Source organism: Janthinobacterium sp. OK676, assembly GCF_900103595.1.
In the GTDB taxonomy this organism is placed as follows: Bacteria; Pseudomonadota; Gammaproteobacteria; order Burkholderiales; family Burkholderiaceae_D; genus Janthinobacterium.
Genome location: NZ_FNHA01000004.1, coordinates 338,802 through 351,275 on the forward strand (window position 1 = coordinate 338,802; position 12,474 = coordinate 351,275).

Sequence of the window (12,474 nt, forward strand, 5' to 3'; positions counted from 1 at the left end):
TATATTGCGCTGTTGCGTGATGGCCGCCGCAGGCGCGGCTGTTTTTTTGCATATCGCTATATAAAGCGATATATAACGGAAGAGAGCAATATGACGATGGTGAAACAGATAATGGCGGGCGCCGTGCTGTTGGCGCTGGCGCAGCAGGCCGCCGGCAGGGAAGACGCCGGCGCGGATGCGGCGGCGCCGTTCGTGCTGGGCACGGTGACGGTGGTCGGCCAGCGCGAGCAGGCTGGCGCAATGGAACCGCAAGTGGGAACGCAAGTGAGCCGCGCCCAGATGCGCCGCTTTAACCGCGACAACGTGGGCGACGCCTTGAACCTGCTGTCCGGCGTGTCGCTGTCGACGAATGCGCGCAATGAAAAAACCATCGCCATCCGCGGCTTCGATGCGCGCCAGGTGCCGCTGTACGTCGACGGTATTCCCGTCTACGTGCCGTATGACGGCTATGTCGATTTCAACCGCTTCACCACCAGCGACCTGGCGGCCATCCAGGTGGCGAAAGGATACAGCTCCGTGGCCTACGGCGCCAATACCCTGGGCGGCGCCATCAACCTGGTGTCGCGCAAGCCAAGCGCTTTGACGGAAGGCGATGTCTCCGTGGGATTCGGCTCTGGCAGCGAACGCCAGGTGTCGGCCAACGTGGGCACGAACCAGGGGCTGTGGTATCTGCAGGCGGGCGTGTCCTGGATCGACAGCGATGGCTTTCCCCTGTCGTCCGATTTCCGCCCCACGGCCACGGAAGACGGCGGCATGCGCAACAACTCTTATCGCAAGGACCACAAGCTGTCGTTCAAGATGGGCTACACGCCGGGTGGCGCGCAGGCGGGTGACGAATACGCTCTCAGCTACTACAAGCAGCATGGCGAAAAGGGCCAGCCGCCATCGACGAATCCCGTCGGCGTGCGCTACTGGCAATGGCCGTACTGGAACAAGGAAAGCGTGTATTTCGTTTCGCAGACGCGCCTGGGCGAGGCCGAGCGGTTGAAACTGCGCCTGTACCACGACAGCTACGACAATGAAATCGTCTCGTACACGAACGGCAGCTACGGCAGCATCAAGACGAGTGGCCAGGGCAGCGTCAGCGGCGGGCGCAGCATCTATAACGACCGCACGAACGGCGGCGCGGTGGAATTCGAATCGTTCCGCCTGGCCGCGCACAGCCTGCGTTTTGTGGCCAGCTACAAGGCCGACGAGCACCAGGAACGCGATGGCAAGGGCGTGCGCATCACCTGGTACAAGGATGGCCTGTGGACCCTGGGTGCGGAAGACAGCATCGCCCTGAGCGGAGCGACGCAGCTGTCGCTGGGCGTCTCGCGCAATGCACTGCGCCCGGACACGGTTGACAGCGCCGGCAATGCCTATACCTTGCCAGGCGATCAATCGGCCACCGACCTGCAGGCGGGCCTGTTCCACAAGACGGCGCCAGGGTCGCGCGTGTACGCCACCGTGGCGCGCAAGTCGCGCCTGCCCACGCTGAAGGACCGCTACTCGCAGCGCCTGGGCACGTATATTGAAAACCCGGACCTGCGCGCCGAGGAAGCGCTCAATTATGAAGTGGGATATCAAGGAAACGCGCAGGACACCAGCCTGGAAGCGGCGCTGTTCTACAGCGACGTGAAGGACAAGATCCAGAGCGTGGCCAACGTCTCCGGCGTGCGTTCGCAGATGCGCAACGCGGGCAGAGCGCACATCAGCGGCGTGGAACTGGGCTTGCGCGGCAGCGCCGGCGCCTGGCTGGACTGGGGCGGCAACTACACCTATACGCATATGCAGAACGTCAGCGACCGCGCCATCCGCCTGACGGACGTGCCGCGCCACAAGCTGACGGCGCACGCTGTGCTGCACGCGGCGCGCCAGGTCGACGTGGTGGCCATCGCGGAAGCGAACAGCGGGCGCTGGGTCTCGAACACCGTGGAACTGGGCGGCTTTGCGACCGTGAACCTGAAGGCCGTGTACCGGCCCTTGCCGGCCCTGGCCCTGGAAGCGGGCGTGAGCAACCTGGCTGACCGCAATTACGCGCTGGCCGACGGTTTCCCCGGCGCGGGCCGCACGTGGCTGGCCAATGCGCAGTACCAGTTCTGATTTTTTGATCGTTCCATGAAAGGACACAGCATGTTGAAGAAAATATTCGCCGGTTTGGCTTCGGCCGCGTTGCTGGAGGCGGCGCCCGCGTGGGCCGACCCGGCACCGGCGCGCGAGCATATGAGCCACGCGCTGGCCGTGACGGGCAAGGTGGCAACGCCATTGACCCTGAAGGTGGCGGACCTGCGCCAGCTGCCGCCGGCCAATGGCGGCGAGCTCGCCGTCACGCGCCACAATGGGGACAAGGCCGAGAGCATCACCAGTTATCGCGGCGTGCGCCTGCGCGACATCCTCGACAAGGCGGCGCTCGATGCACCGGGCCATAACGACGTCAAGAAGCTCGCCATCATCGCCACGGCCACCGATGGTTATGCCGTGGTGTTTTCCTGGGGCGAGCTGTATAACGCGCCGGCCGGCGAGGGCGTGATCGTCTACTACGAAAAAAACGGCAAGGCGCTCGACGAGAACGATGGCGAGATCGGCCTGATCTCGGCGAAGGACATCCGCACGGGGCCGCGCCATGTGAAGTGGCTGAACGGCATCGAGGTGCGCAAGCTGGTGGAATAGAGGCATGCTGGGGTCTGACCCGCCGGGTCAGACCCCAGAATTTTTCTAGTGGGCTATTTACGTAAACATGACACTTTTCATTGCTTTGCCCGCCACGTCGAACAATCCCCGCGCCGTTGGGGCCAGGCCCAGCATGTGCATAGCCGCATGGATCATGCCGTCAAGCTGCACGCAATCGGCCGCCACGCCGCCGTCGCGCAGCCGCCGTGCATACGCCACGCCTTCGTCATGCAGCGGGTCGTACTCGCATACGAGCACGGTCGCCGGCGGCAAGTCCTTGAGCGTAGTTGCCCGCAGCGGCGCCGCATAAGGCTGCATGCCGTTGGCCGGTTCGTTCAGGTAGGCCGACCAGCAAAAGCGCATCGCCTCGCGCGTCAGCGAAAAGCCTTCCGCATGGCGTTGGTAGGACGCGGTGTCGAAGGCGAAATCGAGCGCTGGATACAGCAGCAGTTGGTGCGCCAGCGCGGGCCCGGCCTGGTCGCGCGCCATCAGGGCCGCCGCCGCGGCCAGGTTGCCGCCCGCGCTGTCGCCGCCCACGGCCAGCCGCCGCGGATCGATGCCCAGCGCCGCCGCATGCTCGGCGACCCAGCACAGTGCCCGGTAAAAATCGGCTAGCGGCACGGGAAACTTGTGCTCGGGCGCCAGCCGGTAGTCGACGGAAAAGATTACGCAGCCGGAGGCGTTGGCCAGCGCGCGGCACGGGTTGTCGTACAGGTCCAGCGAGCACAGACACCATCCACCGCCATGCGCAAAGACGATGGCCGGCAGCTTCGTGGCCGTGTCCGCGCCGGCCGGCACATAGGCGCGCACGGCCAGCGCATGTTCGCCGGGCAGCACGTAATCCTTGATGGCCGCGACGTCTTCCAGTGGCCCATGCAGCTGGCGCAAGCCCGTTTCCGTGGCCGCGCGCAGGTCTGCCAGCGAGGCGGGCGGCGGCGCATCCCTTGTTTCTACCAGCCAGGCGGCGATCAGCGGATCGAGGCTCACGCGTTGTTTCCTGACTTTTCTCCGGCCAGGAAGGGCAGCAGGTGGGCGATGAACGCTTCCGGCTGTTCTTCCATGATGAAGTGGCCGCATTCGGCAACGATGGCGCCTTGCAGATTGTCCGCCTTGCCCTGCATGGTCAGCAGGGGCGCGTCGTTGGTCGCGTGGTCGGCGCCGATGGCCAGCACGGGCATGGCCAGGCTACGCTTGGCCCGCTCCAGGTTTTGCCGGATGGTTTCGGGGATGGCGCGGTAGTAGGCGAAACCGGCGCGCAGGGCGCCCGGCGTGGCGTACGCGTCCGCATACACGTCGACGGCCACCTTGTCGCGGCGGTACGACCAGCGGTCGAAGATGAAGCGGATGTACTCGCGCTCCTTGCCGGCCGTGAGCATTTCCGGCAAGTCCAGCACCTGGTTGAACATGAAGTGCCACAGGAAGATGTTGTCGGACGGCGCGACAAAAATCGGCGGCGCGGGCGCCAGGCCGGGAATGACGGCTTCCGTCAGCGCCAGTTTCGTCACGGCCTGCGGGAAATCGCTGGCCAGCGCATAGCCGACCCACATGCCGATGTCGTGGCCGACGACGTCGTACTGCGCATGGCCCAGGGCCAGCATGGCGCGGTGCAAGGTGGTCGCCACGGCGCCCGTGTCGTAGCCGCCGGCCGGACGGTCCGAATGACCGCTGCCGGGCGGGTCGATGGCGATGGCCTGGTAGCCGCTGGCGGCCAGCGCCGCCATCACGTGCCGCCACGCATACCAGGTTTGCGGCCAGCCGGGGATCAGCAGCACGGGTTTGCCGTTGCCGGTACCCGCGATGACGCAATGGAGGCGCTGGCCATCGATGCGGACGTAATCATGTGTAAATTCGTTCATGGTGTTTCCTGATTAGTTGTGCCGGATGCCCAGCAATTGATGAATCTGTTGCGCGCTGACGGGGGCGCCGGCGAAGTCGTCGAAGATCTTGTCGGTGACGGGAATGATGTGGGCATTGATGAAGTCCACGCCTTCGCGCGCACCCGTTTCCTGGTCCTTCAGGCAGCATTCCCATTCCAGCGTCGCCCAGCCCGCGTAGTCGTTTTGCGCCATCTTGGAGAAGATCGCCTTGAAGTCGACCTGGCCATCGCCGAGCGAACGGAAACGCCCGGCGCGGTTTTCCCACGACTGGTAGCCGCCGTAGATGCCTTGCCGACCCGTCGGATTGAACTCCGCATCCTTCACATGGAACATGCGGATATGGTCCTTGTAGATATCGATGAATTCCAGGTAGTTCAGCTGCTGCAGCACGAAGTGGCTGGGGTCGAACAGCATCTTGCAGCGCGGGTGGCGTCCCACGCGCTCGTAGAACATCTCGAAGCTGATGCCGTCATGCAGGTCTTCGCTGGGGTGGATTTCGTAGCACAGGTTGATGCCCTGTTCTTCGCACACGTCGAGGATGGGCAGCCAGCGGCGCGCCAGTTCATCGAAGGCCGTTTCGATCAGGCCGGGCGGGCGCTGCGGGAAAGGGAACAGATAGGGCCAGGCGAACGAGCCGGAAAAGGTGCCCATGTCGGTCAGGCCCAGGCGTTTCGAGGCCATGGCCGCCAGCTTGACCTGCTCGATGGCCCACGCCGTGCGCGCTTCCGGCTGGCCGTGCAGGTGTGCCGGCGCGAAGCTGTCGCACAGCGCGTCGTAGGCCGGGTGCACGGCCACCAGCTGGCCGAGGATGTGCGTCGTCAGTTCGCTGATGACGAGGCCATGGCCCGCCAGCATGGCGACCAGGTCGTCGCAGTATTGCTGGCTGCGCGCGGCTTGCGCCACGTCGAACAGGCGCGCATCCCAGGCGGGAATCTGCAGGGCCTTGAAGCCCATGCCGGCCGCCCACCCGGCGATGGCGGGCAAGGTGTTGAAGGGTGCCGTGTCGGCGGCGAATTGGGCCAGGTGCAGGCTCGGTCCTTGAATGGTTCTCATATCGGCTCCTATTGTTTGTCGATCGACAAAGAATAGGCGAAATCTTTTGCGCGGTCAAGGCGGCCATGCAAAATAATTGGCGAACGTACGGTCGGCGCCAGGCGTTATACTGGCCGCCAGTTCGCAAGCAGAGGATCAAAATGGCAGGAAGACCGAGGGAATTCGACCGCGCGCTGGCGCTGGCAAAAGCGCGCGATGCGTTCTGGACGCGCGGCTACGAGGGCGTGTCGATGGCCGACCTGGTGGCGGCGCTGGGCATCGCCTCGGCGCGCATCTACGCGGCCTTCGGCTCGAAGGAGCAGCTGTTCCGCGAAGCCGTGGAATTGTATGAAGAGGGCGAGGGCGCGTTTGCCGTGCACGCGCTGGCCGCCAGCCTGAACGTGCGCGACGCCGTGGCGCGCATGCTGGAAGAGGCCGTGCTGCTGTACACGCGCAGCGGCCAGCCGCAAGGCTGCATGGTGGTGACGGCCGCCACCAACACGAGCGCGGAAAACGCGGGCATCGCCGACTGGCTGGCGCAGCACCGCCGCGCGCGCACGCAAGCCCTCATCGAGCGCCTGCGCGCGGCGCAGTTGGCGGGAGAGTTAAAAGGGGAGGCGGACGTGCAGGCGCTGGGCGACTACTACGCGGCCTTGCTGCATGGCTTGTCGGTGCAGGCGCGCGACGGCATTCCGGCCGAACGGCTGCTGGCGCTGATCCGGCCGGCCATGGCGCCGCTGGCGCTGGCTATGGTGTAGATAGCCGCAGGGCTTCAGCTCTTCACGTCGATCAGACTGCCCAGGGCCTGGTCGGCTGCCTTGACGACGTTCGCCGACAGGTTGAAACCGGCCTTGTAGACGAGGTTATCGGTCAGTTCGGATGCGAGGCCCACGCCGTTTGGCCGGCTTTCGGCTGCCTTGGCCGCATTTGCATTGGCGCCGCTGACGCTTTCGCTGGCGGCCAGCTTGCGCCCTTCGACGGAGAGGGTGACGCCCGTGCCGGCCGGGCTGCTTTCCTGGAACTGGGCTTGCTGGGGCTGGAAGCCCGGCGTAGTCGCATTGGCGATATTGTTGGCGGCCACATCCAGCGCGCGCTGGTTGGCGGTCAGCCCCGAGGTACCGGTGGTGAGGGCGGATAGGGACATGGCGACTCCTTCAGTAGGCGTCCAGTTTACTCCTGTCAGCGGGAAAAGTGGTTGGTGCAAGGCAACATTTTTTTCGTAAGTGGTTGCCGTAAAAAATATGTGCGTCACGTAATTTTTTTATATTGTTCTGTGGCATTTCACTGTCTAGACTGGCAGGGAAGTCATCCACGGAGTCCGCCATTTTTCACTTGTTTCGCCGCATTTTCCTGGGTTTGCTGCTCAGTCTGCCTTGCCTGCCCCTGAAAGCCCAGCTTGCTCACTCGCCGTTGCCGCTCGATGCGCGCCTGAACGAGCAAGTCATCATGGTGCCGGCCGGCGACGGCTTGCGCGACACGCTGGAAACGACGGTGTTCCGTCCCGCCGGCCCCGGTCCGTTTCCCCTGTTGCTGATGAATCACGGCAAGCAGGCCGGCCCCGCCCGGCTGCAGCAGCGCGAGCGCTTTATCTATATGGCCACCGAATTCGTGCGCCGCGGCTATGCGGTGATGCTGCCCATGCGCGCCGGCTTTGCCCGCTCCACGGGCGCCTACCGCGATTTCGGCTGCGACATGCTGGGCAACGCCCAGGGCCAGGCGCGCGACATGCTCGCCGCGCTCGCGTATGCGCGCCGCCAGAGCTGGATCGACCCGCAGCGCATCGTCGTCGCGGGGCAGTCGTATGGCGGCATGGCGGCGCTGGCGCTGGCCACCCGGGTGGTGCCCGGCGTGCGCGGCGTGCTCAATTTTTCCGGCGGGCTGCGCGTCGACATGCCCGGCTGCGACTGGCAAGGGGCGCTGGCCAAGAGTTTTGCCACCATGGGCGCCTACAACCACATTCCCAGCCTGTGGCTGTATGGCGCCAACGATTCCTATTTCGGTCCGGCCCTGGCGCAGCGTTTGTTTCGCTCGTTCACGGGCTCCGGCGGGCAGGCGGAACTGGTCGCCTATGGCCCGTTCAAGCGCGACGCCCACCTGACCCTGGGCAGCCGCGACGGGGTCGCCGTGTGGCTGCCGGCCACCGAACGCTTCCTGCAGAAGATCGGCATGCCGGTACGCCAGGTCTACCGCGTGGCCGATGCGCCATCGCCGCCCGCCACACATTTCGCGCCGCAGGACGATATCGCCGCCGTGCCCTACCTGGAAGAACAGGGCCGTGCCGCCTACCGCGACTTCCTGGAAAAAACCGCGCCGCGCGCCTTTGCCCTGTCGGCCAGCGGCGCCTGGGGCTGGGCCGAGGAGGGCGAAAGCCCGGACGTGCGCGCGCTCGCTTCGTGCCAGCGGCGCAGCAGCCTGCCGTGCCAGCTGTATTCGGTCGACGAAAGCGTCGTCTGGCCCGTCGCCGGCGCCAGCGCGAGCGCCGCCGGCGGCGCGCAATAGGCCCCCGCGCACGATAGTTGTCGCCGAAACGGGGGGCGGGCGAATATACTAGGGGAAAAGGGAGGCGTTGCGCTTCCCGTCCGCCCTTATCATCAGCGAGAATTCACCCCTATGGCGTCATCCCCAGAAAACCTCAGCATGGCCGTGTTTTGCGACTTCGAGAACGTCGCGCTCGGCGTGCGAGATGCAAACTACGAAAAATTCGATATCAAGCCCATCCTGGAACGCTTGCTGCTCAAGGGCAGCATCGTTGTCAAGAAGGCATATTGTGATTGGGACCGTTATAAAAGTTTCAAGGGCACCATGCATGAGGCGAACTTCGAGCTGATCGAAATTCCCCACGTGCGCCAGTCGGGCAAGAATTCGGCCGACATCCGCCTCGTGGTCGACGCGCTGGACCTGTGCTACACCAAGGCCCACGTCAACACCTTCGTCATCATCAGCGGCGATTCCGACTTTTCGCCACTCGTGTCGAAACTGCGCGAAAACGCCAAGCAGGTGATCGGCGTGGGCGTCAAGCAATCGACCTCCGACCTGCTGGTGGCCAATTGCGACGAATTCATTTTCTACGATGACCTGGTGCGCGAGAGCCGCCGCACGGCCGCCAAGCGCGACGCGCGCGAAACCCCGGCGGCCAAGCGTTCGCCCGACGAAGAAGTGCGCCGCAAGGAAAAATACGAGTCGCGCAAGACGGAAGCGATCGAAATGGCCGTTGCCACCTTCGATGCGCTGGTGTCCGAACGTGGCGACAGCGGCAAGATCTGGGCCTCGATGCTGAAAGAAGCGATCAAGCGCCGCAAGCCGGACTTCAGCGAGTCGTACTATGGTTTCCGCACCTTCGGCAACCTGCTGGAAGAAGCGCAGACGCGCGGCTTGCTGGAATTTGGCCGCGATGAAAAATCGGGCGCCTATGTTTACCGCAGCAGCGGCCTGGTGCCTGTTGCCGCGCCCGTGAACGGGGAAGTGGCCAGCGACGCCATCGTCACCGGCGAGTCCGGTGTGGCGGCGGAAGAGGGCAATCACCGCGAGGGCGGCAGCCGCCGCGATTCGCGCCGCAACGGCCGTGGCGGCCGCAAGCAGAACGAGCAGCGTCGCAACGAAGCGCCACAGGCTTTCGTGCCGGTGGCCGACGCCGAAGCAGTCGTCGAGCAGTATGCGCCGGCGCCGCAGCCGGACGAGCGGCACGAGGTGGCCGAAGCCGCCGCCGAGGTGGTGGAAGTGGTGGCGGAAGAAGGCAGCGCCAAGCGCGGTTCGCGCCGCAACGGCCGTGGCGGCCGCAAAAATGGCGATGGCGGCCGCGAAGCGCGCGCCGAAGCTGTTGCCGTCGAGGTGGCGCCGGTGGTGGAAACCATGCCTGAACCCGTACCTGAGCCGGTAGTGGAAGCGGTCGTGGAAGCGAAGCCGAAGGCCAAGCCGCGCACGCCGGCCCGCAAGGCGGCAGCGGCGAAGAAGCCGGCCAAGAAGGCGGCTGAAGCCGCGGTCGAAACCATCGAGCCTGCTCCGGTCGAAGTGGTCGTGGCCGAAGACAAGCCTGCCAAGGCGCCGCGCAAGACCCCTGCGCGCCGTCCGGCCCGCAAGAAGGCGGAAGCGGCTTGATTGAACCCCCAAAGCAAGCACTGGGGTCGGACCCTCAGGGTCCGACCCCGGCATTTTGCTGCGTCCCTGTACGCCCGGCTTAAGCCATGTACCACGGCGAACGCTTCAACAGCATTTCCCACGTGGTGGGCGCCGCGCTGGCGGCCATCGGCGGCGTCATCCTGATCGTCGTGGCGGCCCGCACGGGCGACGCCTGGAAAATCGTCAGCTGCAGCGTGTATGCGGCCATGCTTCTCACCCTGTACCTGACGTCCACGCTGTACCACAGCGTGCGTGGCAAGGCCAAGGCCGTGCTGCAGCGGCTAGACCACTGCGCCATCTACCTGCTCATCGCGGGCACTTACACGCCTTTCATGCTGGTGACCCTGCGCGGGCCGTGGGGCTGGTCGCTGTTCGGCGTCGTCTGGGGCCTGGCCATCATCGGCATCGTGCAGGAATATGTGTACGCGAGAGGCGCGCGCATCCTGTCGCTGGTGATTTACGTGGCCATGGGCTGGCTGATCGTCATCGGCATCAAGCCGCTGCTGGCGGCGCTCGAGTGGAACGGTTTCCTGTGGCTGGTGGCGGGCGGGCTGTGCTACACGGGCGGCATCGCCTTCTATGCCACCGACCACAAGCTGCGCCATGGCCACGGCATCTGGCATCTGTTCGTGCTGGCCGGCAGTAGCTGCCATTTTGTCGCCATTTTGTTCTACGTTGCCTGACGTAGCCGCTCGCCCTCACTGTTGCCGTCATTCCATTATAATGGCGCGATCTGTGAAACAAGGGCAAGAATGGATATCAACTCGGACGACCTGAAAATCTTCGTCACCGTCATCGACAGCGGCACCCTGAGCGCGGCCGCCGTGCACCTGGGGCAAACCACGTCGGGCGTCAGCCGGGCCCTGTCGCGGCTGGAAGACAAGCTGGCCACCTCGCTGCTGACGCGCACCACGCGGCGCATGGAGCTGACGGAAGAAGGGCAGCTGTTCCTGGACAAGGCGCGCGCCATCCTCGCGTCGATGGAAGACGTGGAGGAATCGATCCGCATCCGCCGCCAGAAACCGGCCGGGCGTTTGTGCGTCGATGCCGCCTCGCCCTTCATGCTCCATTGCGTGGTGCCGCACGTGGCCGAGTTTCGCGCCATGTATCCGGACATCCGCCTGGAACTGACCAGCAACGACCAGATCGCCGACCTGCTCGAGCACCGCACCGATATCGCCATCCGCATCGGCGCCCTCGTCGATTCGACCCTGCATGCGCGCGCCTTGACTGCCAGCCCGCTGCACGTGCTGGCCACGCCCGCCTACCTGGCGCGCCACGGCGAGCCGGCCACGCCGGAAGCGCTGTCCGGCCACGCGCTGCTGGGCTTTGCCCAGTACGACCTGGGCAACAACTGGCCGCTGCGCCACGACGCGGGCAACAGCGTGCAGATCGTGCCCGCGCTGGCCGCGTCCAGCGGCGAAACCCTGCGCCAGCTGGCCCTGCACGACCAGGGCATCGTCTGCCTGTCCGATTTCATGACGAAGGACGACATCGCGGCCGGCCGCCTGGTGAAAGTGCTGCAACCGTTCTATACGGGCTACCGCCAGCAGATACACGCCGTCTACTACCGCAACACGCAGCTGGCGCAGCGCATCAGCTGCTTCCTCGAATTCCTGCAGCAGAAGCTGTAGGTGCGGGCATGAAGGAGCATGGCATGCCGTGCGCCGCGTGAGAATGCGCGTATTTTCCATCAACTCAGGCATGTTAGCCTGTGGCAATTAAAAACATTGCAAGGGTGATATGAAAAAACCGCTTTCCCTGATCATCTTGCTGTGCGCGTCCAGCGCCGGTGCCGCCGACCTCATCTATGCGGGCAAGGCGGACTGCCGCATTGCCGGGCACGCACGGGTGGCCGGGCATATGGCGTACTGGAATGGCGCCTGCAAGGATGGCTATGCCAGCGGGCCCGGTGGTTTGCAGTGGAGCAAGGACGGCAAGGCAACGGAACGTTATGAGGGTCCGCTGAGCAAAGGTGTGCCGGAGGGCGCGGGCATTGCGCAGTGGGCCGACGGCAGCCTGCATGAAGGAAACTACCGGGATGGCATGCTGCACGGTCCCGGCGTGGTGATCTTTAAAAACGGGGATAAGCTGGAAGCCAACTTCGAAGAGGACAAGCCCGTCGGCAACGTCAAGGCCGTCTATGCTGGCGGCGATCATTATGAGGGTGGCTGGCGCCATGGTCCGGAAGGCAGTGGCACCATGACATTCGCGCTTGGCGGCGCTTATAGGGGGCCCTGGCGCGAGGGCAAGCCGGTCGGTGACGGCGAGATACTGTATCCCAACGGGCAGGTGCTGAAGGCCCGCTTCAATGGCAGCTTCCAGTTGACGGCACAGGCGGAAAAACCAGAGGCGCCCACGCTGTACAGCCTCAAGGCGCAGGACGCGCCGATCGGTTCGAACATCCGTCCGGTCATGGGCTCGGGGTATGTGGTGCCGCCGGAAAAGTCCTATGCCGAGATGACGCCGGAGCAGCAATCGTTTGTCAAACTGTACTACAAGGTATTACAGGATGGCGACGTGCCACCCTATCCGGAGAAAGGCATGCTGGAGATCTCGCGTGCCATGGGCCGTCTGATTTCGTACCAGGCGGCCACGGGCAAATTGCGCGCCAATGTCAGCGTGGATGAACATGGCGTGGCGCAGAATGTGACCCTGCTGAAAAGCCCGGACAGCGAGTCGGGCAAGCTGGCGGCGTCCATGCTGATGCTGGTCAAATATACGCCGGGCCGTTGTGCGGGCCAGCCGTGCGCGATGATGGTGCCGTTCAGCTTCTTGCTGAGTTTCTCGAAATAGC

General features: G+C 64.8%; 12 protein-coding genes. 8 read left to right on the forward strand and 4 right to left on the reverse strand.

Annotated features, from left to right (window positions below):
• The first annotated feature begins 90 nt into the window (after positions 1–90).
• Positions 91–2,085 (forward strand): TonB-dependent receptor plug domain-containing protein, encoded by a 1,995-nt coding sequence (locus tag BLU39_RS10940; protein WP_198511123.1) that lies wholly within the window; start codon positions 91–93, stop codon positions 2,083–2,085.
• A 30-nt stretch (positions 2,086–2,115) separates the two neighbouring features.
• Positions 2,116–2,652 carry a molybdopterin-dependent oxidoreductase gene (locus tag BLU39_RS10945; protein WP_232731040.1) on the forward strand — a complete coding sequence of 179 codons (537 nt, stop codon included), beginning with the start codon at positions 2,116–2,118 and terminating at the stop codon, positions 2,650–2,652.
• A gap of 57 nt (positions 2,653–2,709) precedes the next feature.
• Here BLU39_RS10945 and BLU39_RS10950 read toward each other — a convergent pair whose 3' ends face one another.
• Genes BLU39_RS10950 through BLU39_RS10960 form a run of 3 tightly spaced genes read right to left on the reverse strand, consistent with a single transcriptional unit; the run spans position 2,710 to position 5,582 of the window.
• Positions 2,710–3,639 carry an alpha/beta hydrolase gene (locus tag BLU39_RS10950; RefSeq protein WP_232731041.1) on the reverse strand — a complete coding sequence of 310 codons (930 nt, stop codon included), beginning with the start codon at positions 3,637–3,639 and terminating at the stop codon, positions 2,710–2,712.
• Positions 3,636–4,508, reverse strand: a complete 873-nt coding sequence (locus BLU39_RS10955; RefSeq protein ID WP_092712835.1) for an alpha/beta fold hydrolase — start codon at positions 4,506–4,508, stop codon at positions 3,636–3,638. The genes BLU39_RS10950 and BLU39_RS10955 overlap by 4 nt, the downstream gene beginning before the upstream one ends.
• 12 nt (positions 4,509–4,520) lie before the next feature.
• Positions 4,521–5,582 (reverse strand): sugar phosphate isomerase/epimerase family protein, encoded by a 1,062-nt coding sequence (locus tag BLU39_RS10960; protein WP_092712837.1) that lies wholly within the window; start codon positions 5,580–5,582, stop codon positions 4,521–4,523.
• A 140-nt stretch (positions 5,583–5,722) separates the two neighbouring features.
• On the opposite strand from BLU39_RS10960, the gene BLU39_RS10965 reads away from it, so the two are divergent.
• Positions 5,723–6,319, forward strand: a complete 597-nt coding sequence (locus BLU39_RS10965; RefSeq protein WP_092712839.1) for a TetR/AcrR family transcriptional regulator — start codon at positions 5,723–5,725, stop codon at positions 6,317–6,319.
• A 14-nt stretch (positions 6,320–6,333) separates the two neighbouring features.
• On the opposite strand, the gene BLU39_RS10970 is transcribed toward BLU39_RS10965, so the two are convergent.
• Positions 6,334–6,705 carry a flagellar basal body protein gene (locus tag BLU39_RS10970; RefSeq protein WP_092712841.1) on the reverse strand — a complete coding sequence of 124 codons (372 nt, stop codon included), beginning with the start codon at positions 6,703–6,705 and terminating at the stop codon, positions 6,334–6,336.
• Between the two features lie 188 nt (positions 6,706–6,893).
• On the opposite strand from BLU39_RS10970, the gene BLU39_RS10975 reads away from it, so the two are divergent.
• From BLU39_RS10975 to BLU39_RS10995, 5 genes are all read left to right on the forward strand, one after another.
• The gene (locus BLU39_RS10975; protein ID WP_232731042.1) at positions 6,894–8,060 is read left to right on the forward strand and encodes a dienelactone hydrolase family protein; all 1,167 of its coding nucleotides are present in this window, start codon (positions 6,894–6,896) and stop codon (positions 8,058–8,060) included.
• A gap of 111 nt (positions 8,061–8,171) precedes the next feature.
• Positions 8,172–9,656 (forward strand): NYN domain-containing protein, encoded by a 1,485-nt coding sequence (locus BLU39_RS10980; RefSeq protein WP_198511124.1) that lies wholly within the window; start codon positions 8,172–8,174, stop codon positions 9,654–9,656.
• An 86-nt stretch (positions 9,657–9,742) separates the two neighbouring features.
• On the forward strand, positions 9,743–10,360 hold the full coding sequence (locus BLU39_RS10985; RefSeq protein ID WP_092712845.1) for a PAQR family membrane homeostasis protein TrhA: 618 nt from the start codon (positions 9,743–9,745) through the stop codon (positions 10,358–10,360).
• A 69-nt stretch (positions 10,361–10,429) separates the two neighbouring features.
• Positions 10,430–11,311, forward strand: coding sequence for a LysR family transcriptional regulator (locus BLU39_RS10990; protein WP_092712847.1), 882 nt, complete (start codon positions 10,430–10,432; stop codon positions 11,309–11,311).
• 109 nt (positions 11,312–11,420) lie between these two features.
• A complete protein-coding gene (locus tag BLU39_RS10995) occupies positions 11,421–12,473 on the forward strand; it encodes an MORN repeat-containing protein (protein ID WP_092712849.1) in 1,053 nt (350 codons plus the stop codon).
• The last annotated feature ends 1 nt before the right edge of the window (position 12,474 follow it).